At 54.8% G+C, this 24,862-nt stretch carries 24 protein-coding genes; 11 read left to right on the top strand and 13 right to left on the bottom strand.

What is annotated here, in order from left to right:
- Window positions 1-63 precede the first annotated feature (63 nt).
- Both C5Y96_RS06300 and C5Y96_RS28115 read right to left on the bottom strand, forming a co-directional pair.
- Window positions 64-804 carry an energy transducer TonB gene (locus C5Y96_RS06300; RefSeq protein ID WP_105351043.1) on the bottom strand — a complete coding sequence of 247 codons (741 nt, stop codon included), beginning with the start codon at window positions 802-804 and terminating at the stop codon, window positions 64-66.
- 77 nt (window positions 805-881) lie between these two features.
- On the bottom strand, window positions 882-1,082 hold the full coding sequence (locus C5Y96_RS28115; RefSeq protein ID WP_105351046.1) for a hemin uptake protein HemP: 201 nt from the start codon (window positions 1,080-1,082) through the stop codon (window positions 882-884).
- 414 nt (window positions 1,083-1,496) lie between these two features.
- Between C5Y96_RS28115 and C5Y96_RS06310 the strand changes: the two genes are divergently transcribed.
- A complete protein-coding gene (locus C5Y96_RS06310) occupies window positions 1,497-3,731 on the top strand; it encodes a TonB-dependent receptor plug domain-containing protein (protein WP_105351048.1) in 2,235 nt (744 codons plus the stop codon).
- Window positions 3,732-3,826: 95 nt separating this feature from the next.
- On the opposite strand, the gene C5Y96_RS06315 is transcribed toward C5Y96_RS06310, so the two are convergent.
- From C5Y96_RS06315 to C5Y96_RS06325, 3 genes are all read right to left on the bottom strand, one after another.
- Window positions 3,827-4,945 (bottom strand): GTP-binding protein, encoded by a 1,119-nt coding sequence (locus tag C5Y96_RS06315; RefSeq protein ID WP_105351051.1) that lies wholly within the window; start codon window positions 4,943-4,945, stop codon window positions 3,827-3,829.
- Between the two features lie 150 nt (window positions 4,946-5,095).
- Window positions 5,096-5,839 (bottom strand): CbrC family protein, encoded by a 744-nt coding sequence (locus C5Y96_RS06320; RefSeq protein ID WP_105351052.1) that lies wholly within the window; start codon window positions 5,837-5,839, stop codon window positions 5,096-5,098.
- A gap of 252 nt (window positions 5,840-6,091) precedes the next feature.
- Window positions 6,092-8,086: a PAS domain-containing protein gene (locus tag C5Y96_RS06325; protein ID WP_105351055.1), complete on the bottom strand. Its 1,995-nt coding sequence runs from the start codon at window positions 8,084-8,086 to the stop codon at window positions 6,092-6,094.
- A 551-nt stretch (window positions 8,087-8,637) separates the two neighbouring features.
- Between C5Y96_RS06325 and C5Y96_RS27025 the strand changes: the two genes are divergently transcribed.
- The 3 genes from C5Y96_RS27025 (at window position 8,638) to C5Y96_RS06335 (ending at window position 10,405) form a co-directional block, all read left to right on the top strand.
- Window positions 8,638-8,898, top strand: a complete 261-nt coding sequence (locus tag C5Y96_RS27025) for a hypothetical protein (RefSeq protein WP_146115541.1) — start codon at window positions 8,638-8,640, stop codon at window positions 8,896-8,898.
- A gap of 13 nt (window positions 8,899-8,911) precedes the next feature.
- A complete protein-coding gene (locus tag C5Y96_RS06330) occupies window positions 8,912-9,874 on the top strand; it encodes a DUF1559 domain-containing protein (protein ID WP_105351057.1) in 963 nt (320 codons plus the stop codon).
- Between the two features lie 78 nt (window positions 9,875-9,952).
- Window positions 9,953-10,405 (top strand): hypothetical protein, encoded by a 453-nt coding sequence (locus tag C5Y96_RS06335; protein WP_105351060.1) that lies wholly within the window; start codon window positions 9,953-9,955, stop codon window positions 10,403-10,405.
- 322 nt (window positions 10,406-10,727) lie between these two features.
- On the opposite strand, the gene C5Y96_RS06340 is transcribed toward C5Y96_RS06335, so the two are convergent.
- The 3 genes from C5Y96_RS06340 to C5Y96_RS06350 all read right to left on the bottom strand — a co-directional run bounded on the left by C5Y96_RS06340 (window position 10,728) and on the right by C5Y96_RS06350 (window position 13,123).
- Window positions 10,728-10,958: a hypothetical protein gene (locus C5Y96_RS06340; protein WP_105351063.1), complete on the bottom strand. Its 231-nt coding sequence runs from the start codon at window positions 10,956-10,958 to the stop codon at window positions 10,728-10,730.
- A gap of 268 nt (window positions 10,959-11,226) precedes the next feature.
- Window positions 11,227-12,561 carry a FecR domain-containing protein gene (locus tag C5Y96_RS06345; protein WP_105351065.1) on the bottom strand — a complete coding sequence of 445 codons (1,335 nt, stop codon included), beginning with the start codon at window positions 12,559-12,561 and terminating at the stop codon, window positions 11,227-11,229.
- A 49-nt stretch (window positions 12,562-12,610) separates the two neighbouring features.
- Complete coding sequence (locus C5Y96_RS06350) at window positions 12,611-13,123, bottom strand: RNA polymerase sigma factor (protein WP_105351068.1); 513 nt, start codon at window positions 13,121-13,123, stop codon at window positions 12,611-12,613.
- A 379-nt stretch (window positions 13,124-13,502) separates the two neighbouring features.
- Here C5Y96_RS06350 and C5Y96_RS06355 point away from each other — a divergent pair, with 379 nt between their 5' ends.
- From C5Y96_RS06355 to C5Y96_RS06365, 3 genes are all read left to right on the top strand, one after another.
- Window positions 13,503-14,420 carry a DUF1559 domain-containing protein gene (locus C5Y96_RS06355; RefSeq protein WP_105351070.1) on the top strand — a complete coding sequence of 306 codons (918 nt, stop codon included), beginning with the start codon at window positions 13,503-13,505 and terminating at the stop codon, window positions 14,418-14,420.
- 77 nt (window positions 14,421-14,497) lie between these two features.
- Window positions 14,498-14,926: a carboxypeptidase-like regulatory domain-containing protein gene (locus C5Y96_RS06360; RefSeq protein ID WP_105351804.1), complete on the top strand. Its 429-nt coding sequence runs from the start codon at window positions 14,498-14,500 to the stop codon at window positions 14,924-14,926.
- A 264-nt stretch (window positions 14,927-15,190) separates the two neighbouring features.
- Window positions 15,191-16,114 (top strand): DUF1559 domain-containing protein, encoded by a 924-nt coding sequence (locus tag C5Y96_RS06365; RefSeq protein WP_105351072.1) that lies wholly within the window; start codon window positions 15,191-15,193, stop codon window positions 16,112-16,114.
- A gap of 84 nt (window positions 16,115-16,198) precedes the next feature.
- On the opposite strand, the gene C5Y96_RS06370 is transcribed toward C5Y96_RS06365, so the two are convergent.
- Window positions 16,199-17,302: an alkene reductase gene (locus tag C5Y96_RS06370; protein WP_105351075.1), complete on the bottom strand. Its 1,104-nt coding sequence runs from the start codon at window positions 17,300-17,302 to the stop codon at window positions 16,199-16,201.
- Window positions 17,303-17,476: 174 nt separating this feature from the next.
- Window positions 17,477-17,785 carry a hypothetical protein gene (locus C5Y96_RS06375; RefSeq protein WP_233198840.1) on the bottom strand — a complete coding sequence of 103 codons (309 nt, stop codon included), beginning with the start codon at window positions 17,783-17,785 and terminating at the stop codon, window positions 17,477-17,479.
- Between the two features lie 81 nt (window positions 17,786-17,866).
- Between C5Y96_RS06375 and C5Y96_RS06380 the strand changes: the two genes are divergently transcribed.
- Complete coding sequence (locus tag C5Y96_RS06380) at window positions 17,867-18,217, top strand: hypothetical protein (RefSeq protein ID WP_105351079.1); 351 nt, start codon at window positions 17,867-17,869, stop codon at window positions 18,215-18,217.
- 1 nt (window position 18,218) lies between these two features.
- On the opposite strand, the gene C5Y96_RS06385 is transcribed toward C5Y96_RS06380, so the two are convergent.
- Together C5Y96_RS06385 and C5Y96_RS06390 are read right to left on the bottom strand one after the other, a co-directional pair.
- Window positions 18,219-19,025: a serine protease gene (locus C5Y96_RS06385; RefSeq protein WP_105351081.1), complete on the bottom strand. Its 807-nt coding sequence runs from the start codon at window positions 19,023-19,025 to the stop codon at window positions 18,219-18,221.
- 56 nt (window positions 19,026-19,081) lie between these two features.
- Window positions 19,082-19,711 carry a hypothetical protein gene (locus C5Y96_RS06390; RefSeq protein WP_105351083.1) on the bottom strand — a complete coding sequence of 210 codons (630 nt, stop codon included), beginning with the start codon at window positions 19,709-19,711 and terminating at the stop codon, window positions 19,082-19,084.
- Between the two features lie 330 nt (window positions 19,712-20,041).
- Here C5Y96_RS06390 and C5Y96_RS06395 point away from each other — a divergent pair, with 330 nt between their 5' ends.
- From C5Y96_RS06395 to C5Y96_RS06405, 3 genes are all read left to right on the top strand, one after another.
- Window positions 20,042-21,598, top strand: coding sequence for an arylsulfatase (locus C5Y96_RS06395; RefSeq protein WP_199188641.1), 1,557 nt, complete (start codon window positions 20,042-20,044; stop codon window positions 21,596-21,598).
- A gap of 84 nt (window positions 21,599-21,682) precedes the next feature.
- Complete coding sequence (locus C5Y96_RS06400) at window positions 21,683-22,669, top strand: HAD family hydrolase (RefSeq protein WP_105351087.1); 987 nt, start codon at window positions 21,683-21,685, stop codon at window positions 22,667-22,669.
- 109 nt (window positions 22,670-22,778) lie between these two features.
- On the top strand, window positions 22,779-24,140 hold the full coding sequence (locus C5Y96_RS06405) for a PhoPQ-activated pathogenicity-related family protein (protein WP_105351090.1): 1,362 nt from the start codon (window positions 22,779-22,781) through the stop codon (window positions 24,138-24,140).
- A gap of 47 nt (window positions 24,141-24,187) precedes the next feature.
- On the opposite strand, the gene C5Y96_RS06410 is transcribed toward C5Y96_RS06405, so the two are convergent.
- Complete coding sequence (locus C5Y96_RS06410; protein WP_105351093.1) at window positions 24,188-24,847, bottom strand: HEAT repeat domain-containing protein; 660 nt, start codon at window positions 24,845-24,847, stop codon at window positions 24,188-24,190.
- Between the last annotated feature and the right edge of the window lie 15 nt (window positions 24,848-24,862).

A 24,862-nucleotide genomic window follows, 5' to 3' on the forward strand; every position in this document is an offset into this window, starting at 1 on the left:
TGCAAGCCATGTGTTGAAATTACCGATTGTTCCGGCTCGGCGACCGAGGGGGTCGCAGGGCTCCTAACGTAGGAACCTGACTGGCATTAGGCGAACCACAGAGACCGGCTCGCCTGCCTGGGTGGCAGGCACCCCCTTCCATGTACTTACGGCGCGAAGGGCTGCCTGATCGAGGATTTCATGGCCACTGCTCTTCTCGATACTCACTCGGCTGACTTGCCCATCAGGGGCCACCGTAATCCGCAATAAGACTTCCCCTTCCCAGCCATTACGGACCGCCTCGGCCGGATACCTGGGTGGCGGATTCATCGAGAAGTCAGGCGGCGTTTCCAACGTGGTCCCCACCGGAACAGGGACCGACAAAGCCAGTGTCGCCATGGGTACGGGGCGTGAATGCCGCGGCAGATGCTGCATTTGCGGCTCGGCTTTTTTTGGCTGTCGCTTAAACTGCCGACGCTCGGCAACCTGGACGTTGGGGGTGGCCTTCACCGCATCGACCAACAGTTCGGCCATCTGATGAGTTGGCTCGATCTGAAGTGTTTCTTTCGCGATCGTATCGTCAGGCTCGACCTCGACGGTCGACTCAGCGGCATCCATTTCACTTTGAACCAGCTCGATCGGTTCCGGTTCGCTAAGCACAACCGGAGGGGCAAACGTAGCCGAGACGGTCACGGCCTGACGCTCCCCTGCGAAATCGACCGGCTGAAACAACTTCATACTTTGCCATGCCATGGCGATCACCAGAGCCACATGGCTCCAGACCGACAGATGGAAGGCAAATTGAGTTGTCGTGAGTCGTTGCATGAAAACAGCCGCGAAACGGCCGAAAACAACCGCAGAGACAGGCCAAGGAAAGCGAGCCCCTGAAACTCAAAGAGCTCTTATTTCGTTAAATACAAACGACCATTTGAGGTCGCCTTCAAGCAGTAGAGTGTCCCATCATGATCAATCCACACCTGACGACGCCCTTTAAGAAGGTCATCTGAGGCAATGGCTGATGGATGCTGTGGTTCTACACTTGGGTTCTGCTGGGGGCGGTCGGTTACCTGGGTACCGCTTATGCCATCATAGCTACGATGCATGGTGATGAACACTTCCTGCTAAGGGAATCGGTTGAACGCCTTGGGGAGCATTCGGATAACTTTTTTGAAAAAACTCTCCTCGCAATCACGCGAAAAAAGCTCTTACCAAACTATGCAACTACCGCGCCGATCCCATTTTCTCGCGATTTTCGACCGTTTTGAGCGAAAGCATGTCGCTCTATCCGACACCCATGTCGCGCTCGACAACATCGGGCAACCATTTCGACAGCGAGTGGCCCCTTGGGCAGAAAATAGGCAGCCCAGGAAAACCTTGCCGGTAACAGCGAAATGTATCGCTTACGACATAGAAATTGGTCGAACCGGTTAAAACCCTACAACTTACCTGGATAGCAACCTCGCAGCTCTAGAGCCGGTCGAGCTTAGCTTTCCTCGGTCAGGAGCCAGCACAAAGCTATGACACGCATCACTCTTTTAGCACTTTTTTGTGTAGGTGCTAGCGGAGGTCTCGTTCACGCTCAGCAAGGTACAACCCAGCCAGTAGCACTTCAGGAAGAACCTACCCCTCCGCAGCTACCTCGCGTCGAAGTCACCCCTGAAGCCGATTCCGCCGAGGCCCAGGAAGCGGGGCCGCTCGAATCCCCTTCCAGTTCGTTTCCCTCCGAAACGTTCAATTTCAACGAGCTCTTCCCATCGCTGACCGACCAGGTTGCCCAGCCGTGGGATGGAGGATCTCGTGGTGCTCCCCTTTCGGTTTTCGATAACCCTCGAGCCATCGATATCATTTCCCAGCAGCGGCTGATCGAGAAAGCCCCGCTCGACATGGGTCAGGCCCTAGAGAACGAAGTTGGCGTGATGATGCAGCGAACAGGGCGAGGCCAGTCGTCGCCGTATATTCGCGGTCTCACAGGACAACAAGTGCTGATCTTGGTCGACGGCGTTCGCATGACTAACTCTACTTTCCGGAGTGGACCGAATCAGTATTTCAATACCATCGACCCCAACACCGTCGATCACATTGAAGTCATTCGAGGTCCAGGCAGCGTCTTGTACGGTGGAGATGCTATCGGCGGTGTCATCAACGTCGTCACGAAAAGCGCCAACTACACCGGCCTGAATTACACCACCGGTGGCACCATTCAACGGTTTAGTTCGGCCGACCTCGGCTATACAGGCCGCGTTAGTGTCGAAGGTTACACCGAGTCGACCGGCTTTTATGGAGGTGGCACCTATGGCAACTACAACAACCTCGATATCGGCGGTTCGCCAGATGCTCCGGTAGGATTCGATGTCGGCCGTCAGCCAGCAACCAGTTGGCGATACAATGCAGCCGATTTGAAAGTCACCTACCTGGTAGATGACTCCTCCGAGTTGATCTTCGGCTTGCAGCACTACCGAGGCGAAGACATTTTCCGCACCGACCGCTATCCTTCCAACCGCGAATCGATCTTCGATCCCCAAGTACGCGATCTGTATTACATCCGCTATCAGGGTGTCAGCGACGTTGGCCTGGCAGACTTCTACCAGATCACCACTTCGTATCATCGAACCGACGAATTACGGAAGGATCGCGACTATCGCATGTCGGCCAATCCGAATATCGTCAGCGAACGGAGCTTCTTCGACGAGCAGTTCGGGCTGACCTTCAGCTTCATGAAGGACTGCGATTCACTGGGGACTGTCTCGTACGGTTTCGACTGGTACCACGATGAAATTGGATCAGCGCGAACCGATTTCAACTACGGCACCGATCCACCGGCGATTACCGACCGAGCTGGGGAGATCCCCGACGATGCCTTCTATTCGCGTTATGGTGCCTATGTCCAATGGGACTTTTGGATGACGGATCGCCTACTCCTTTCCAGCGGCGTCCGCTATGAACACGTTGCCGCTGGCGCTACCGTAACTGCCAACTCGGTAACGGATCATATCGATCCCGAATATCAAGATTGGATTGGCAACATCGGACTAACATACGAATTGACCGACGAACTGCACCTGGTGGGTTCGATCAGCGAAGGTTTCCGCGCACCTAACCTGGACGACCTGGCAACCATCAACGGAAACGTGTTTGTGGGAACCCAGTTGCCCAACCCCGATCTACAGCCGGAAACAAGTATCACGTATGAAGTCGGTACCAAGCTGAACACCGAGCGATTCCGGGCTCAAACATTTGTCTGGTGGAACGACCTGCAAAACTTCATCGACACAAGTGCTCCGAACACGATGCTTCTGCTGGACCGCACGAACTCGCAGGCCTATCTGAACGGTGTCGAGTTCTCGGCCGAATACCAGTTAAGCTACGAATGGAGCGTGTACGGCAACTACTGGTATACCTACGGACGCAACGTCGACACGGGGCAACCGCTGTCCCGCATTCCACCGCAACAGGGAACCCTGGGTTTGCGTAAGCGATGGAACGACGGGCGCGACTGGTTCGATACCTACGCCTGGATTGTTGATAAGCAAGATCGCCTGAATGATCGCGACATCTCTGATACCAACCGAATTCCACCCGGCGGCACGCCAGGTTATACGACGCTTAATTTCCGTTACGGCCGCATGATTTCGCCCCGCCAGCGGCTTTCACTCAATGTTGAAAATATCTTCGACGAGCAGTATCGGGTACACGGTTCCGGTAGCGATGGTCCTGGCATCAATGCACTGCTTACTTACGAGCTAACGCATTAACCCCTTAGCCCCAATCCATGACGTTAACCCTATGATGAGCACGCCAGCGTTGTTCATCATTTTCATTTCAGAATGGCACCTTTTAATTTCGCTCTCTAACTGCCAGGCTTGGCGAAGCGGTGCGTTGGCACGGGGCGACCTGGGCGGAAGCTTTGGGTTTGGTGAAGTTTCACCGCCACGCCCATGCGTTCGGCGACTTCGCGGACGACCTCTTCAACTTGCGTGCGAAGCGACTCGGGGTCGACCGCTACGCGGGCATTCACCACCACATGAGCCGTCTTCGTCTGGCAGTTCGACGGCAACGAGAGGACCGCCGGCGTGTCACTGCTCACTAGGTTCGCAACTCCGTAAGCCCCTTCCCACAGGCCGATCGTCTTCAGATGGGCGGTCTCGGCTCCAGCGGTTTCCAGACGCTGTCGAAGTCCTTCCACGATGCCCAGCAGCATTTCATCGAGCGCGAACGGTTCGTCGCAGCTCGCATCCAGGCTACTGTTGAGCCATCCCAGCTCCGCTTCCCCTTCGGCGTAGACATCGTAATCGAGTTCAAGGATCTTCTGCCCGAACGCTCCGCGCTGATCGAGCATTTCGTTCAAAGAATCCATCCCTTCGCCTGTCTTAGCCGACATCCGGAGAATAGGCGTTTCCGGGGCGAACTCCGTGAGCAGCATCGAGAGTTCTTCGACCTGTTCCGGGCTCAGTTCGTCGATGCGGTTAATGATCAGAAAGTCGGCTTCTTCCAGCTGTTTCTCGAAGATGTAAGCCGCTTTAGGAGAGAAGCCTGCCTGGGCCTCTTTCCGCAAGATTCGCAGCCCATGCGAAGGTTTCAATATCACGCCATATGGTGCGACATCGAACTGGGCGTCGAACAGCTGCATCAGCGGCTGAACCACTGTCGCGACCAGGTCGGTACAGCTACCGACCGGCTCGGCGATCACCACGTCGGGGCGCTCGCTGGCGGCCAACGTTTCAACGGTCGAAGTCAATTCGTTGAAGTTGCAGCAGAAGCAAGCGCCGGCGACTTCCCCCACGTTAAGTCCTTGCGAACGAAGCAGGTTCGTATCGACCAGATCGGCCGCTTGATCGTTGGTCACGACCCCGACCTTCAATCCTTGGTCCTGATACTGCTTGGCCAAACGGCCAATCGCCGTCGTCTTTCCTGCTCCAAGAAAACCACCCAGCATCACGAAACGAATCTTGTGAGGTTCAGACGACATAATGCAGGGGCTCTTTCAGAGGGGAAACGTTCTTACCGAAATAAGAATATAACGCTCCGCACGATCGTTCAACGAGGAATGCCTAACAAATCGGTTGAAATAAACCGACCAAGAAGATCTCTCCGCGGAACGGGCGAGCGGAAGCTCATGTTAATCCATATCATAGTTCGCGCGGTAATGACCGCACTGCTTACATTGAAAAGCATAAAGACTAACACCACCATCTGGATTAGAAACACTCTCCCAGTCCCAGTTCGGAAATTCTTCTATCTCGGCAGTCAACTGCCCAAATAATTTTCGTGATTCCTCTTCTTCGAGGGAGGCGGAAACAGATTGCCACTCCCCGATGTAGGTCATTGGGCTCTTACAGCAAAACAACCATATTTCGCCTTGCCACGTACTAAAGGATGGAGTTCGCAACAGCTCGAACAACTTTTCCTGCGATAGCCGAACACCAGCCCAATTTTCTTCCGGATCGAGTATCACCGTTTCGAAGCCGGCTGCCTTCAAACCAGGAACTCCGTGGGTATGCCCAAGCAACGCGTTTTCCCACCAGACAGCGCCAAACTCAGTATCTTTGCCGATGGCCCCTTTCCCCTCACGCAGACACGAGAAGCAAATCCGAACGCCTTCCCTCTTCGATCGCCCAGGCAGAGTCAGGCTGCTTGCGCATGATTGACATGCGAAAGTACCGGGGCAATTCGCACGTAATCCATTTTCCGTCTGACACTGAGGACATCGAACAACGACGTGGTCTCCGTTATTCAACCGAAAACAATGCTGCTCCCGCTGCTCACAGATCTCGCATTGCGAAATACCAAGGTAGTCACTTGTCTCGCTGATGGGAGCCTCGAAAAGAGGAAATGGAATCCCGAGTTGAGCGAATGTTTTCATGCGTGTGTCAACATCTCATTTGAGCGTTTTATTATCGACAGTACCTTGGTCTGCTACATCGCGAGCGAAGTCATTATAAGAGACCCGACAAACACCAGGCAACACAACGCAATGTGCTTCGCTGACGGTCAGCCAACGGGAGATGTGTCCCCAAGAATCGGCGAAAGGGGCTACCGCTTTCTCGCGGGCCCCTGTCACCCAAGGCTGATTGTTCCCTTCAATCGAGCCTCCCCATGTTTTGCTTTGAGCGAATTACAGGCTCATGTCGAAGCTGTCGACCAGGTCACGTAGCGACTTGGCCTGGGCACCGAGTTCTTCGGCACTGGCAGCCATTTCTTCGCTGGAAGCGGTCGACTGCTCGGTCACCGTGGCGACTTGCTGAACGGTACCGTACACCTCTTGCGACATGCTCATCTGCTCGTCGGTGGCGGCTGCGATCTCGGCGATCTTGCCGGAGGTCGCTTCCACGGCGGCGACGATCTTTTCCAACGCACTGCCGGCCTGGGCACTCAGTTCGACACCATTGGCCACGCGGGATGTCGATTCCTTGATCAGGGCCGAAACGTCCTTGGCGGCGTTGCTGGCACGTTCGGCCAACTTGCGAACTTCGTCGGCGACCACGGCGAAACCCAAACCATGTTCCCCGGCACGAGCTGCTTCGATGGCTGCGTTGAGGGCCAGAAGATTCGTTTGGCTGGCGATCTCGCTGATCACTTGAATGATCTCACTGATCTGTTCGGACGATGCCTTGATCAGGTCCATGGCTTCGCCACTCTTGGTGACAGCCTGGCCACCTTCGACGGCGATCACGTTGGTTTCGTTGGCCAGTTTATCGGTTTCGTTGGCACGATCGCGCACCCCTTGGATGCTGCGGGTCAGCTCTTGGGCCGAAGCGCTGATCTGTTCGACCGCGGCACTTTGGGTCTGAGCCCCTTCGGCAACCGACTGCGAAGCTTCGCTGACGGTCGCGGCACTTTCGCTGAACTGGTTGGCACTTTCGTTCACGTTAGCAATCAGTTCGGTCATTGCCAAACGCAGACGTACCTGCTTGGTAATATCGGTGGCGTATTTGACGACCTTGTATGGCTTGCCATTGAGATCGAAGATCGGGTTGTACGAAGCTTGGATCCAGATCTCTTTGTCACCCTTGCCGAAACGTTTGTATTGACCGGCGTCGAATTCACCTTTGTTCAGTTTCTCCCAGAACAGCTTGTACTCGCTGCTGGAAGCGTACTGCTTGTCGACGAACATCTGGTGATGACGTCCCTGAATTTCGCTCAGCGAGTAGCCGAGGGCACCCAGGAAGTTCTCGTTGGCCGTCAGGATCGTGCCGTCCATGTTGAATTCGATGACAGCTTGCGACTTGCTGATCGCATCCATCTGCCCCGAGTAATTTGCCGTAGCCAGTTTCTGCTGGGTCACGTCGGTGGCGTACTTCACCACTTTGTATGGCTTACCGCTGGCATCGAAGATCGGATTGTAGGAAGCCTGGATCCAGATTTCCTTGCCCCCTTTGCCAAAGCGTTTGTATTCGGCTGATTCGTACTGACCACGATTCAACTTGGCCCAGAAATCGCGATACTCGACACTGTTACCGTATTCGCTTCCCACGAACATGCGGTGGTGCTGGCCCTGGATCTCGTTCAACTTGTAACCAACAGCGTTTAAGAAGTTCTCATTCGCCGTGATGATGGTACCATCCATGTTGAACTGGATGACGGCCTGGGCTTTGCTGACGGCGTTGATCTGACCTTGGAAGTCCGCGTCCTGCAATTTTTGAGCGGTGATGTCGACGGCATACTTCACCACTTTGATGGTGTTGCCGTTTTCGTCGAGAATTGGATTGTAAGAAGCCTGGATCCAGATCTCGCGACCACCTTTACCCAAGCGTTTGTATTGGCCGGCGTCGAACTTACCTTGGCTGAGCTTAGTCCAAAAGTCACGATACTCGGCGCTTTGGGCATAGGCCGGATCGACGAACAATCGGTGATGCTGTCCTCGAATTTCTTCGAGCGTGTACCCCACGGCACCGAGGAAATTATCGTTCGCCGTCAGGATCGTTCCGTTGGGTTCAAACTCGATCACGGCTTGCGATTTGTGAATCGCGGCGTTCTCGGCTTTTAGCAGGGCGATTTCGTTTCGCAGCTCGGTCTCCATCGATCGCGAACTGGCGGTCGTTGTCTTGGCTTTACGCGAGGAAGGTTTCGTCGAGGGCTGAGTGGCCTCGAGGGTGGCGCTGGTCGGCATCGTGATCTCTCCTGCCCTGGGAATTGCGTTCTTACGCTTCAGACGTTGACTCGACCGCGGCTGCTTACCGCTAAGAATCGGATTCTGCGTCCAAGCTATCTACGTCCTTACCGGTTGAAGTCAAGCTTTTCGTCCCCCAAATTAGCAGGGGATTTTGCCCAATGGGCTCCCCCTTTGCGACTGTTTCTCTTGCCACGAAAACGACTTACGTAGCATTTGAGAATCATTTCCAGGCACCGAAGAAGGGTTCACCGAAGATCGCCGGCTAAACTTCGTACACGATCGATCTGACATATCTTTTGACCTCTTATAGGGAGAAAGACCAAGCCTTTCGAACGTTCCGGAGCAATATCGATCTCGCCCCCATTAACCCAATCGAGCCCGAGGCAAAAAAGCTCAATTACACGTTCTAAAACCTTAGAATCCCTATAACGCGACTGAGACTTGGGTGCCTCTTATGGGGGAATTAACGCACAAGAAACTCAATTGACCTGGATTCTGAGACCATATCATCCACCCGAAATAAGTATCACATTGAAGGTGGCAATTCTTTGGCCACCTATCGACCTAAGGAAAACCAGCTCCCACAAAACGCGGTCAAGACGGTGGATAACCACCAAGGCTTCTCACAAGGCCTTGCAAACAGTCGTAATACTTCTCAAAAAGTAAACGTCGCTTCTCATTCACTTTCGACAAAAACGGCGGAAAATAACCTTTACCTGATGAGCCTCGCAGGTGGACTTATCTCATTTGATTTTCGCCACGGACTAGAACTCTTCCTCTTCATCCCGTTATCTGCCATTTGGCGGTGAAAGGTCCCGAATCATGAACTCGTTTTCGTTGTCATCCACACACTCACCTCGAGCCAAGCGCGGGTTCACGCTCGTCGAGTTGTTGGTCGTGATCGCCATCATCGGCGTGTTGGTCGCTTTGCTTTTGCCGGCCGTACAGCAGGCACGCGAAGCAGCACGACGTGCCCAGTGCGTGAACAACCTGAAGAACATTGGGTTGGCAATGCATAACTATCACGACACCTATCGCAACTTCCCATATCTCGGTTTCACCGGCTGGAACGGCGATACGATCTCGGTCTTCGGACGACTGCTCCCGTTCATCGAACAAACGGCCATGTACGAAACGTTGAATTTCAACGTGCGTGCCAACGACGGTAACAATCGCCTATACCGCACCACGCCGATCGACGTTTACTCGTGCCCTTCGGAAACGGTCACGCTGGGTGAATCAAACAGCGGCAACAACCACTGGTCGCACCAACGTTACAGCTATGCCGTTTGTGTCGGCAACACGAACTACGATCAGCACAACGCCAACAACTGGGACGGCGTTTGGACCTACGACAACGGCGGTTCGGCCTTCAAGATGGGTGACCACATCCGCAGCATGGCTTCGATTACCGACGGTACGAGCAACACCGTAATGGTTTCGGAAGTCCCCATGAACCAGAACGACCAAGGCTGGCAAGGCATGTATGCCGCAGGCATCTATGCTTCGGGTGCTGGTTTCACCGGCTACCTGACGCCCAACACCAAGGCCTCGATCGATGGTGGTCGTCGCTGCTGGAACCCGACCGACTACCTCCAGAAGATTCCTTGCCATAGCGGCGGCGACAACTGGTGGTCTGCGACGTTTGCAGCGTTCAGCATGCACCCAGGCGGGGTGAACGCTTGCAACTTCGACGGTTCGGTCAGTTTCGTGCCAGAGACGATCGACATCTGGGCATGGCGTGCACGAACGTCGACGCAAGGTGGCGAGGTCGTCAGTCAATAACGACTCCTGGTTTCGGTAGCGGGAAGACTCACCACGTGAGCAGGTCTTCCCCCAACCTCCAGACGGAGCATTCACACTATGAACAAAAAACACCTCTCCTGTTTGACGAGCTGTATTGTATTGCTGGCCTCGATTAGCTTCCTGGCTGGCTGTGGCCCAAGCGACGGCATGATCACGATCTCGGGCAGCGTCACGCTAGATGGCGAACCAGTGCAAGATGGTTCGATCTCGCTGATGCCGATCAACGGCGGCAGCATGGGAGGCGGCCTGATTGAAAATGGATACTACACGGCGAAATCGTCCCCAGGCGAAATGGCCGTTCAGATTCATGCCCACAAGATGGTCCAGAAGAAGAACCCTTCGCGGGAAGAAATCGAACGCGGCCTGACCGAAGACAGCGTTTCGATCATTCCTACCGAGTACAACCGTCAATCGAAACTTCGCATTACGGTGGCTCCTGATCAAAAGAACTTCGAGTTCAACTTGACGAAAGACGGCAAGATTCCCGAGGGCATGTCGGCCAAGTTGTAATGTCTTGTCCACTTGTCCCTAATGGAACAGGTGGCTGACTTGGCAGGGTCAGCCACCTGTTTTTATGCGCGGATGTCAAAGACTCGACGGCGAGCCTTACCAATCTCGGGGCATGGTTCCCCGAGAAAAGAGAACCCTGAGGTCTCATGAAAGTAATTTATGGGCAAAGCGCTTCAGTAACAAAGTACGCCTCGAATATTTTTTTGAAGAAATATCTCGCGGGTGAAAAGCCTGAAACCTCTTGATGACAGAGCCGAGAGGGATGGCTTTCTTCGGGTGGGTAGCGAGGCAGGAAATTGGCAGGGGAAGCGGTGGGAATTGCTTAGGCCTTGGATCCGCTCATTTGGTTCCAGCAAATGCTGAAGACCATATCCATCGTGAAACCGACGAAGAAACCGCCGATCACCAGCTTCGCAGGGTTTTCCAGCAGTTGGCCACCGCCCATGTAGGTAGCGATCAGGACCAACGCAACCAGGAAGGCGACCAGGTGCCCTCCTCTTCCTAATGCGGTTCGTACCGCTTCTTCCCATTCTACTATGTCGAACGTAATCATCGCTCGGAACCTTGCAGTGATGTGTTTCCTCAGAAACACGCTTAAAACCAGGCTCTCATTGCCTTTAGTTGGGTTTCCCTCCAGACAATAAGATCATCGAGCAAGGATCGCGGAAGTTGCGTGAATTCTCGGAAGTTAGCTAGGAAAGTTTTTGGGCGCAGCCGGAAGAAACCGTGCGCGGTGTCATGCACCCCGCGCATTACTCTTGGTACGATTCGCTTCGCTGCTCGCACCCTACCATTGCGAGCAGTGTTTGATAGGCTCGGTCTTAGTCTTGCTTAGCGGGTGGTTGGGGGGCGAATTGCATTTGGTCGACAACCAGGCCGACGTCGCGATCCTGGGTCGATAGAACCACCTTGTAGATCACCTGACCGAGCTGCGGCGGGCTCATCATGGCATCTTCCGCAGGGACCTTCTTGAAGGAGGTCAACGGAACATCGAGCGTCCGCCAGCCTGCGGCCGGTTTAGAATCGGTATCGCCGATCTCGTATTCGTAGACACTATCCGAGCCGTGGAAATCGGCTCCGCGGGCCAACAATACAACCTGTACGTTTTCCGATGGATCGACGCGGAAGGTGACCTTCATGTGGGTATCTTCCACTACCGTGAACAAGCCTTCGCTCCAACGGTTGTAGGTTTCGATCTGATACCAGGTTTCACTCTGATCGAGGAAGCCAGGACGTGTTTCGGCTGTTACCGCGCCGGACGAACCAGCAGGAAGTCCCTCTTGTGCCCAGATCCCTTTACGCCAGTCGCTGGGAAGCTCTTTCTCGAAATCGATCTCCCAGTGATCAGGCGCTGGCATACGGAGTTGGCTTTTCAGAGGAAGATCGCGGGCCACGATCGCCTTCTCGCCAGCAGCGACATCCACGGTACTTTGATCACCGGTACGTATCACACGGACCTTCCCTTCAACGACATCGACATCGGTTCGCTGATGCGATGCCTGAACCGAGAGAACCGTTCCCAGAACGTCAGTGACCGCGAGCTCGGTAAGAATCTGCATTGGCTTGCCCTGCGGCTGCGGCTGAACGTCGGCTACCAGGTTGCCAACAAACAGATCGATCTGCTTATGGTCTTCTTCCCGAAAAGCAGCCTCGGTGGCTCCGTGCAGGCTGACGCGTGTCTGGTCGGGGAACTGAATCGTGGCCGAACTGCCGATCGCATGTGTCGTGATCTTCATGCCTACGGGAATATCGTCTCCGACCGCCAGCTTGCGTGCTTCGCCATCCGGCATAGTCACGGTGACCTTACCGGTGGCTTGCACCAGCTTGGCAACGGTCGGAAGTTGACCGGCCCGCAAGTCGAGAAAGACGGCGAATGCCAAGCTGGCTGCCAGCGCCATCGCAGCTGACCACCAGAAGATGGTTTGCCGCGGGAAAGGAGTTGGCTTGTGTCGTGGCGAGGTGACTTCGGCGATGGTCAGCGACTGCAGGGCGATACTATGGAAGAGTTCAACCGCGCGGTCATCTCCTTCCAGCGCGGCCGCGAGAGCCGTCATTTCGTATTCGTCCAGATCGTCGTCGTTGTAACGAATGATCAATTCGATCAAGTCATCGTCCGACATCGACTGGTCATCATTTGCTGGCGTGTTGTCGTTCATGCCGCGATCCCCCGGCGGACCCTCTCACCCATCATTGTGCAGGCAACTATCACTGCGTTACCTCCCCGTGCAAAGTCCCCTCGACACAGCGTCGGAGATCTCGATGTGCACGCGACAGGCGTTTGTACACGGCATCGAGTGAAGCACCGATCTGCTTGGCCACTTCGATGCAACTGAGCCCTTCTCCGTACCGTAACTGAATCATCTCACGATTGCGTTCTGGCATCTTCTTCAAACACCGTCGCAACGCATCTTTCCGGTCGGAAAGGCCCTTGGCCTGATCGTCGGAGATGGACCAGATACGATCCATCGCACCGCCATCCATGACCTGGGACTTCCCTCGTTGCCGCAACCAATCGACCGCCAGGTTTTTGGCCGTGGTGCGCGACCAGGCAAGCAAATGTCCCTCGTCGTTGATTTGCTCGCGTTGCCGAAGTGCCCTCAGCACAACCTCTTGAAAGATATCTTCGACCGCTTGAGACTCGCGCACGATGGACCAGATTGGAACGGTCAATCGAATGCGTGCCTCGAGCAAGACACGTACTACGTCGCTTTCCTGCATATTTCTTCCGCCAGGTGGCACCTTTCGTTCTGGCAACCGGCTATCGCTAGCCGGCAAGCCAACACCCCCAAAAGAACCACCGACAACAGCATCATTCCTATTCAATCGGCAGCCGCCGTGCAACGGGGATACGGTCGGCGTTCTACCTATGGAACGCTGAAGGCCCCGGAACCTGACAAAAATCCATCGACAATAAGGGGACTTTGATGCGAATAGCGAATTTTCTTTTGTTTTTTTCCGTGGCCGTGTCAGGAAAGCCGACGCCGTTCGTGAGTAGTGAGTGGATCGGACTTTCCATTTGGGAGAAATCGGAGGGTACCTGATTCGCTCTTATCTATTTTCTCGTTTCGTTGTTGATTCAGTTAGAGGTGCCTCTTCCATGAAGAATCTCCAGAGGCCGCGCGGCTTCACCCTCGTCGAATTGTTGGTGGTAATTGCCATCATTGGTGTTTTAATCGCCCTGTTGCTCCCTGCCGTTCAGCAAGCCCGTGAAGCGGCACGCCGGATGACTTGCAGCAACCAATTCAAGCAAATCGGCATTGCCCTGCACAACTACCACGATACCTTTGGCAGTCTGCCACCAGGCATCGTGACCACCAACCAGACCTGCTGGTTAACGCATATCCTTCCGCAAATCGAACAAGGTTCGCTGTACGATCAAATCGACGCGGCCGGTGCTTTTGATGAGCCTTGGGAAGATGTCCCGGCGATGGTCAGCACGGGCAATACTCCTTTGGCTAAAACCATTATCGACGGCTACATCTGCCCATCCGATACCGGCGACGGGGTCAATAAGCGTCTGGGGAATTCCACGAACCAATTCGGCAAATCGAACTACATCGGTATCTTTTCCGCTTACTACAACTCGACCAATGCGACTGCCACCAACGGCAACGGCGGAAGTGACCGCCAAGCGACTTTCTTCGACAATTCGTCGACCTCGTTCCGCGACATCACCGATGGCCTGAGCAACACGATCATCGTGGCCGAGCGAGCCGAGCGCAAGGGTTCTGGCCCAGCCGGTTCGCTGTGGATTGGTTACCACAACGACTCTGGTGGTGCGATCTCGGGCAGTATCGCCCAATTCCAGGTACGTTTGCGGATGGAACGGTCGTCGAACGATACCGACTACAACATCAACGGCAACAGCAACTACAACCCCAGTAGCAATCACCCCGGCGGTGCCCAGTTCCTGCGTGGCGATGCCAGCGTCGTGTTCCTGCCAGAGACCATCAACCTGCGTACCCAGGCAGCCCTGGGAACGATCGATGGTGGCGAAGTGATCGGCGAATACTAATTTCCAACCGCAGCCGGCCGCTTCGGGTGGAAGCGGTCGGCTCGCTTCCCATCCCCATTTCATTCATGAGCGCTTCGATGAAACTCCCCTACGTGTTAACAAGTCGCCTCGCAACGACAACCTTGGCCGCGATTGCATTGATCGGGCTGACAGGCTGCGGTTCAGGGGCAGGCGTTGCGCCTGTATCCGGCACGGTGACGCTGGACGGGCAACCGTTGGCGAATGCTTTGGTCTCGTTCTATCCGCAAGAAGAAGGAAAGCGATTCTCTACCGGCACGACCGATGCCAGTGGCCGTTACGAACTGGTCTATACCAATGACCAGCATGGCGCGGCCATCGGCAAGCATACCGTCAAAATCACGACGGCTACCGTGCAAGGGGAAGGCGGCCCTGCTCGGCCCCCCAAAGAGAAGCTGCCGGCGAAGTACAACGACGAATCGAAGCTGATCGTCGACGTGACTTCTGGCTCGAACGATAGCACGAACTTCGACCTGCAATCGAAGTAATCATAGCAACAAAACGTTTCCTGGTCCCTAGTTGAACGACGTGTATCAGCTGGGGGCTGCTACGTTCTTGCAAGCGCCATAGACAGCCATCTGACGAAATCGAAAACTTCAGAGGCCCGCGAAACCTCTCTTACGAGTTCGGGCTTTTGAAACCGCTCTTTGACAGAACAACGAGCATGACTCCTTCTGATGTTTTCACTGTCTGATAACGTTTTCTTTCTTACTTATTCCTATTTAATGGAACATTGTTTCCAAGGAGCCCCTATGATCCCTGTTGCGCAGTCCCGTTCACTCCAACGCGGTTTCACCCTGGTGGAACTTTTGGTGGTTATTGCCATCATTGGCGTTTTGATTGCGTTACTCCTTCCCGCCGTACAACAAGCCCGCGAAGCCGCTCGCCGAATGACGTGCAGCAACAAGCTGCGTCAGGTCGGCATTGCCCTGCACAACTATCACGACACCTACGGAAAGCTGCCTCCGGGTCGCGTGAGCACCAACCGGATCAGCTGGCAGGTTCAGATTCTGCCCCAAATCGAACAGAACTCGCTGTTCGAAGCGATCTCGACCGTGGGTGCATTCAATCAGCCATGGGAAAACGTCGCTGCGATGACCAACACCGGTACGCCTCCTTTGGCCAAGACGATTGTCGATGCCTATATTTGCCCATCGGACACGGGCGACGGCATCAACGAACGTCTCGGCACTTCGCCCAACCAGTTTGGCAAGTCGAACTACGTGGGTGTTTTCTCGGCATATTACAACCCAACCGACCCGACTGCCACCAACAATGCCGGCGGTACCGATCGCGATGCGACTTTTTACGACAACTCGAAGGTCAAGTTCGCCGACATCACCGACGGCTTGAGCAACACGGTCATCGTCGCCGAACGCCGCACCGGCAAGTCGTCGGGCCCAGCCGGCTCGCTTTGGGTTGGCAACCACACCGGTTTTGGCGGAGCGATTACCGTGTGGGAATTCCAGATTCGTCTGCGTATGGAACGCGTCTCGAACGATACCGATTACAATATCAACGGTAACTCGGTTTACAACCCAAGCAGCAATCACCCAGGGGGCGCTCAGTTCCTCAACGGCGACGCCAGCGTGGTCTTCCTGCCAGAAACCATCAACCTGCGTACCCAGGCAGCTTTGGGTACGATCGACGGCGGTGAAGTGATCCCCGAGTATTAATGCTCAGGTTGCTGAGATCACCGTAAATAAAAAGTCTCGCCGGAGGGTAAACCTTGGGCGGGACTTTTCTTTTGGCCGATTCAACTACACGGCTTCGAGCGTGGGGAAGTCGATGTACCCGGCGGCCCCGGTTGGCGAGTACCAATCGCTCATGTCGGCCGCAGGATTGAGAGGCGCATCTTTGGCGAATCGCTCGACCAGGTCGGGGTTGCTGATGAAGGGGCGGCCATAAGCAATCAAGTCGGCATCGCCTCGGGCAATCGCCTGCTCGCCGGACTCGCGGGTATAGGCAACGTTGCCCATCAATGGCCCATCAAACACCTGACGAAACTCTGGCAACATCATCGGCTCGCCCAGCGAATGGAAACCAAATTGCGTACCGTCCATCACGTGCAAGTACGCCAGGCGGTATTGGTTCAACTGTTTGGCAACATATAGGAACTGCTCGCGGAAGTCAGGCGACCCCATCCCATTGAACGCCCCATTGGGAGATAGCCGCACGCCGATTCGCTCTTCAGGCCATACCTGGCGGATCGCTTGAACAACTTCATCAAGGATTCGGTAGCGATTCTCGATGCTTCCCCCGTACTGATCAGTGCGATGGTTGGTTTTGGACTGCAGAAACTCGTCGAGCAGATAACCATTGGCGGAGTGAATCTCTACCCCGTCGAAGCCTGCCTCCTTGGCCCCTGCGGCGGCTTTTGCGTAGTCGGCAACGATGCCGGGGATCTCGTCGGTCTCGAGCGCCCTGGGAACTTCGTGGGGCTCTTTCCCATTGGGCGTGTGCTGTAGTTCGCCGTCGTCGATCATGATGGCCGACGGTGCCACGGCTAACTCGCCATCATGAAAGCTGCTGTGCGAGGCACGCCCCATGTGCCACAGTTGCATGAAGATCTTGCCTCCTTCTTCGTGCACGGCCTGGGTAACCTGCTGCCACCCCTGGATCATTTCGCTGGTGTAAATCCCTGGCGACTGATTCCAGCCGTTGGCCTGGGGCGAGATCGTGGTAGCTTCGCTAATGATCAGTCCCGCCGCGGCGCGTTGCCGGTAATACTGGGCCATCAGTTGGTTGGCAATTCGCTCTTTGCCGGCACGAGCCCTGGTCATCGGAGCCATGGCAATTCGGTTACGAAGTGTCAGTCCCTGCAAATCGTATGGCTGAAACAGCGGCGAATCGTGATAGCTCATTGTCGGATCCTTGGATGCATCGGAAGTAGACCTGCCTAGGCCAGCGCTAAGCTGCCCTACCTCCTTCGTAGATGCCACCGACGAGGATGCGTTTCAGATTACATGTAAAAAGTTGTTAGATGGACTATTTTTCTTGAGCAAGATACTCGATAATCGACCTAAACCTATTACAGGCTATACGTTAGACCGCGATCGACATCCACCAGACCACACGTAAACCACAAAATCCCCCAGTCCAGCGAACTTGTAGCCGGGGTCGACATAGTGCTGGATGACGTAGAACGCGAAGTAGTAGGCCCGGCAAAATGCCCAGATCGAGAGGCCCAGAAGCACAGCAATTTGCCAGTCGCCTACCTTGGCCAGCAAGATCCCGGAGGCGAACATCCCCAACACGACAAATAGGAAGCCTTTGAGATAGATGAGTGTCGGAGACCTGAGATCGGCCATCGGATGATTTCCTGACAGAAATGGAGTCAAAGCCATGGCTGGCCTGCTAATACAAGCTTAACAATTCGCTAGAATCGTGTCGTGGAATTTGCAGCTTAGAGACACCGGAGACCCACTATGCATGTTTATGGCCGCGACAGCATCGAAACGACCCTGAAAGAGAAAAGCTACCTCTTCAAGCTTTTGGTCAACGACCATGGGGTTCTACTGTTTTCTCGCGACATCGAACATGAGCAGATCTCGGAACCCGACATCCGATACGAGCCTGACTCGGTTGGCAACGCGCTGGCCGGGGTGGTCAAACCAGGGCACATCGAGCTTCGACACCACAATGATTTTGGAGACGAGCGTGTGCATCTTATGATGGAGCGTCTACTTGCCCTGCCAGAGATGGAGTTTGCCCGTGACTTTGAAGTCGTCTATCAAGGGCGGGTGCTCATCGCGAAACCGTTGCAAGGCGAAGACTAATTTACGGCGAGAATCGCGAGTAGGAAGCTTTCACCGCGTCGACCACAAGACGCCCAGGGATGATTCGGCTCATCATGATGCCGCTGCTATCTTCGCGGACATACCCCATGACCATGCCCACCACCGTTACCGACTCAGGCGACTCTTCGGCCAGGAAGACCGGTGCACCACTGATACCACCAGCTCCGGCAAGCTGAATGATGAAGACCGTCTCGTTACCCCACTTGGCCGGGAACGGCATTTCACGCGAGGCAATCTGGCCGCAAATCACGATCGATGATAACTCAGGCTGGGCCCGGAAGCCCTTCACCCCCAAGCCTAGTGGAAAACCGGTAAGCTCGATCGGAGTGGTTCGTCGAGGTAGCGTCGTCTGAATGCTTTCCAGTGGAATCGCCAGTTTCATTAGCTCCCTAATTTCCTCGCGGGGCTCTCTGCCAGGTTCAATCCGTATCACGGCCATATCCGAGTTGGCTTGGGTTCGCCAGGGATTGCCATCGGCTTGAAATAGATCGGCCAGGATGACTTCGCCCGTACCACCATCGGGGCGACGAAACATGACGGTCGTTTCGCGGCTGGTGGCCTGGGCTCCGTGGGCCGTTCCAACCAACAGAACTTGCTTATCGTCACTGACCAGAAACGCCGTCGACCACTCGTGCTTTACCTGCTTACTTTCTTTATCGATATGCTTTTCGACCAGGCAGACAGCCCGGTCCCAGCGTTCGATTGGTGTCTCGTCCGCCCTGAGATCGTTCAGGCAAAAGCACCCAAGAAGCACCGCCCAAACAATGCGAACGCGGCAACCGACCATGGCAAGATTCCTCATCCTTGAAGCTGGCAAGTAAAGATGGAATTACCTTACGAGATTCACGATTGATCCGCCACATCGAGATTCAATATCTTGTCGCGATAAAGGGGTTTCGTTTCCCGGTCCTGGGGAAAGAGCTCGTCCATGTGCTTCTCCAGAAAGTCCAGCATCTGCTGGCGATTCCCTGTCAAAAGAAGGGTCCCCTCGGCTTCCACCATCGGTATTCCAGCGTCCTTAGCCAGGGCCTGCAGGCGATCAGTCGGAGTGAACTTCACAAAGAGTCTATCATTCTCGATCCGATAAGGCATGAAATAATAGACACGCAAGATCCCCACGTTTTGCTCGCTGACGCTCGACTTCGTGCGTTGAAGCTGCAAGAACTTCTGATCGCCTACTTGAAACGGACGCGTCTCGAACTCGATCGACGTTTCCTTCTTCGTATTCTCCGCCGACAGCTTGTACCCAGTGATTCCATACTTGGTGAACGTGAAGTGATTGCTGGTATCCGCCACAAGCACTTTCTCGCCTGTCAGTGGGTCTTCGTTCTCCTGTGCTCCATACCAACGACCTAGCAGTTGGTCGTCGTACACAGGCTGATTGGGATTGGCTAAGGGAAACAAGGTTACATACTGCTTGCAACCAGAAGAAAGCAATAACACAGCGGAAAGAAAAAGCATGGCACGTCGCATGGCTGGTCTCCTGCATGCGGACCGAGAAGAAGCTTTTGGGCAACACTTATTATAGGAAATCCATGATTGAACCGCGGGAAATTCGGTTCAAATGCCCTGAAACGCCGTAATTTCGTGCTTTTATGATTTTCTATCGAATTACATTGCGTGCGTGACTGTCATTGCCTAGATTCCAATAGGATCTACTCTTCGAGGCGTTGCTGTCAGCCAGCGTTACTTGTCCAATCATGATGAACGCTCTATCTTCATCTCGGAAGTTTCTTGTAGTCAGCAGAATCTGCTATGCACAACAACCATGTTTTTCTGTGTTGCCCTGAAAGGCCCTGCACCATGAATCGAAAACAATTCATGCTCGCGACGCTATGCGTGCTGTTTTTGGCCGGCATAAGCCAAGCCGCCGACAAGCCGAATATCTTGATCATCTGGGGTGATGACATCGGCACCTGGAATGTGAGCCACATCAGCCGTGGCATGATGGGGTATCAAACGCCCAACATCGATCGTATCGCCAAGGAAGGTCTCTACTTCACCGATTACTACGGCCAGCAAAGCTGTACCGCAGGCCGTGCGGCATTCATGGGTGGTACCGTTCCGGTACGCACCGGCATGACCAAGGTTGGCCTGCCTGGTGCCAAAGAAGGTTGGCAGAACAGCGACTGCACGATCGCTACCATCATGAAGAGCCAAGGCTACTCCACAGGTCAGTTTGGCAAGAATCATTTCGGTGACCGTGACGAACATCTGCCTACCAACCACGGCTTCGATGAGTTCTATGGCAACCTCTATCACTTGAACGCACAAGAAGAACCAGAGAACCGCGACTACCCAGCTGACATGGTGCTGGCCAACGGCAAGACATTCCTGCAAACGTACGGCCCGCGCGGCATCATCAAAGCCTCGGCCGATGGCAAGATCGTAGACACCGGACCACTCACCAAGAAGCGCATGAAAACCATCGATGAAGAAACCCTCGCCGCTGCGAAGGACTTCATTGCCCGACAAGATAAAGCAGACAAGCCGTTTTTCTGCTGGTGGAACGCAACTCGCATGCACTTCCGTACACATGTCAAGGAAGAGCACAAAGGCATTTCCGGTCCCAGTGGCAATGAATACCACGACGGCATGGTCGAACACGATCGGCACGTGGGTGAACTGCTCGCATTGCTGGATGACCTGGAGCTTACCGACAACACCATCGTGATGTACTCGACCGATAATGGTCCCCACTACAATACGTGGCCCGACGCCGCCACGACTCCTTTCCGCAGCGAAAAGAACTCGAACTGGGAAGGTGCCTATCGCGTTCCTTGTTTCGTCCGCTGGCCCGGCAAGATCCCAGCTGGCGAAGTTCGCAACGGCATCGTCGCTCACGAAGACTGGATGGTTACCTTAGCCGCCGCAGCAGGTGCCCCAGATATCAAAGAAAAGTTAATGAACGGCGTGGAACTGAACGGTCGCAAATACCGTAACCATCCCGACGGCTACAACATGCTCGATTACTTCATGGGCAAAACCAAAGACTCACCCCGGCACGAGTTCATTTACGTCAACGACGATGGTCAAATTGTGGCTATGCGTTACGACGACTGGAAAGCTGTCTTCCTGGAAAATCGGGGACAAGCCTTCGAAGTATGGCGAGAACCATTTACCGAACTTCGTGTTCCTCTGCTGTTCAATCTCCGTCGAGACCCTTTCGAGAAGGCTCAGCACAACTCGAACACCTATAACGACTGGTTCCTCGACCGTGCGTTTGTACTGGTGCCTATGCAGCAGCTTGCCGGCAAGTTTTTGCAAACGATGGCCGAATATCCACCGAGCCAGACACCAGGCTCCTTTAACCTGGAAAAAATCCAGAAACAAATCGAAGGCGCGGCCGGCGGTCATTAGATTGTAGTAGAGTTCCATTAGATCTCCGCCGTCAATTCGGGGCGGCGGAGACCTTGCTTTTAGACATCTACAAGGATCCAACCAATGAAGTGGCTTGCGCTGATTTTACTTACCCTGGCTCCCACATTGGCCCTGGGGCAGGACGATCCACTTCCCTCGTGGAACGATGGCCCATCCAAGCAGTCGATCATTGACTTCGTGACCAAGGTCACTACCGAGGGAAGCGAAGGCTTCGTTCCCAAGTACGACCGTATCGCGGTGTTCGATAACGATGGCACCCTCTGGTGCGAGGCACCGTTGCCGCTACAGGTCGACTACATTCTCAGCGAACTTAAGCGACGCGCCCCGAATGAACCGAAGCTCGCTGACAACGAAATGGTGAAAGCCGCCTTGAGCGGAGACTTCGCAAAGCTTCTGGCCGGTAAACACCATGACGGCTTGATGGAGATCCTGGCGCTCACGCATTCCGGAATGACCACCGACCAATACGACCAGAACGTCCGCAACTGGATCAAGACCTTCAAGGACAAGCGTTTCGGCTACAATCTGCCTGGCATGACTTATCAGCCGATGCAGGAACTTTTGAAGTACCTGCGTGCCAATGGGTTCCAAACGTTTATCGTTTCGGGCGGGGGTGCCGACTTCATGCGAGTCTTTTCCCATCGTATTTACGGCATTCCACCGAATCAGGTTATCGGCTCCAACTCGCTCACCAAGTTCGAGATGATCGACGGTAAGCCAACCTTGACGAAAACGATGGAGCAGGCCTTCGTCGATGACAAAACGGGCAAACCGGTTGGTATCTGGCAGTTCATTGGCCGCAAACCGATTGCCTGCTTTGGCAACTCGGACGGCGACCAGGCCATGCTTGAGTACACGACCATCGCTAACAAGTACCCCAGCTTCGGCCTGCTCGTCCATCACACCGACGCCGAACGGGAATACGCCTACGACAAACACCCGCCTGCCAGTGGAACGCTGATCACGGCCCTAGAAGTGGCCCCCAAGTACGGCTGGACGGTGGTCAACATGAAGGACGACTGGAAGACCGTTTTTGTCGGGGCTAAATAAATTTCCCTTGGTGAAACTCGCTCCCCACGAAAAGAGTATGTAATATGACCTTGCCCATGGCTAATTGGCCGTGGGCTTTTTTGTCGCGCCACCCCCTGGAGCCCTCGTCGTGACGCCTCTTCGCATCCTTTCAGCCGTTGCCACCATTCTTGCCCTCTTTCACCTTCTACCCACGGTTAATGCCCAGGATCCCTCGGATGCGTTGGCTACCTACATGCAGAAGCCGGACGACAGCTTTGCCTGGAAGGTCCGACACCAAGAGAAAATCGGCACGTGCGACGTCACCGAGTTGACGCTTACGTCGCAGACCTGGAAGGATATCGTATGGAAACACCGGCTGTTTGTCATTCTGCCGGCGGGCGTTCCCCAGGAAACGGACGCCGTGCTGGTCGTCGCTGGGGGTTCATGGAAGGATGAATACGCTCAGCCACCAGCGGATGGCAAGCTTGGCCTACCGAAAGAGACCACACTCCTTTCGCTATATGCCCAGCAAATCGGCTGCCCGATCGCCGTGCTGCTGAACGTTCCGCAGCAGCCGATCTTCGACGGCAAGAAGGAAGACGCCATCATTGCGTTAACCTTCGCCAAGTACATCAAGACAGGCGAAAGTGATTGGCCGCTGCTACTGCCGATGGTCAAAAGCGCCACCAAAGCCATGGATGCCGTTCAGGCCTACGCCAGCGAAAGCCTGGACGTCAAGATCGATGGCTTTACCGTCACGGGTGCTTCTAAGCGAGGGTGGACCACGTGGCTCGTCTCGGCGGTTGACCCTCGCGTTCAAGGCTTGGCTCCGATGGTAATCGACACGCTGAAGATGGACGCGCAACTCAAGCATCAAAAGAATTCGTACGGCGCACTTTCGCAACGCATCGACGACTATACCGATCTGAAACTTCCTGAGTTGATGGAAACGGCGGAAGGCCAGAAGCTTCGCCGCATCGTCGATCCGTATCATTACCTCCCCCAGATCAAGCAGCCCAAGGTTATCTTCCTAGGAACGAACGATTCATTCTGGACGGTCGACTCGCTGAACCTGTACTGGGATGACGTCGAAGGAGACAAGTTCATCGTCTACGTTCCCAACGCCGACCACGACCTGGCCAACGACTGGGGCCGCATCTTTGGCGGCCTGCGCGCCCTGCGACGACACGTTGACGAGCAGAAGGAACTTCCCAACCTGAAATGGGACTACATCACCGCCGGTGGTGATGTTCCCTTGAAGCTCGCGGTTTCCCCCGGCGAGAAAGCTGCCGTGGTTCACTTGTGGACGGCCGAGTCCCCCACACGCGACTTCCGCAAAGCCAAATGGACCAGCCAGGTTCTGCCGCGTGACGAGTTCGGAACCGCCACCACCAAGCTCACCCCGCCAGCCGAAGGCTACCGTGCTACGTTCGCGGAAGTGGTGTACGCCCACGACAAGGTGCCACTTTACTTGAGCACCACGATTCGGGTGTTAGGAGCGAACGATTAAGTTGACTCCTCGCTGTCTGGCGACAGGGCACGTCGCCTGGCGGCTCGCTATTCTTGTTCGCGATAGAGTCTTTGCACAATAGCCTCGATGCCTTCGTCATCGAGTTGCTGCTGGGTAATGCTTTGTCCAATGATTCCCCCCGATTGAATCACGATGCTGTAGCCATCGCCACTTGGCCGAAGAAGGTATCTGTCTCGGACCAGTCCCAAGGTGAACTCCATTGCGGAGCGTACCTTCTCGTCGGACTCAAGCGACATAGCCTCTTCCAAATCAGGCAATAGCGACGACATGCGAAGTCGAAGCATCCAGTCTGCCGCCTTGCGTCGTACCTTGGTGCTTCGATCAACGAATCCTCTGCGTAGGACTCGCTCGCACAATTCGGACGGTGTTCTCTTCCCCAGGCAGAGTACCGCATTGAAGCGTACTTGGGCGGACTTATCCTCGGCCAACTCCATGACAACGGCTTGAACTTCCTGATAGTCTGCGGCAAGGCCAGCGACGATATCAACCGTGTATTCGTACAAAGGGCGACGAGCACTACGTGCGCCGTGGACAATGGCAGCAAGATCTGTGTCCGATACAGTTCCTCGCTGATCAATGCTATCTGCCGCATCCATCACAGCATGAATTTCCGGCAGTAATTCAGGACAGCGAGGCTCGATGACCTCGGTCAGCCATTGTTTCGTTTGTTCGCGGCGTGATGGCATCTGGGATGTTTCCTT

It is taken from the genome of Blastopirellula marina, assembly GCF_002967715.1.
Classification (GTDB): Bacteria; Planctomycetota; Planctomycetia; order Pirellulales; family Pirellulaceae; genus Bremerella; species Bremerella marina_B.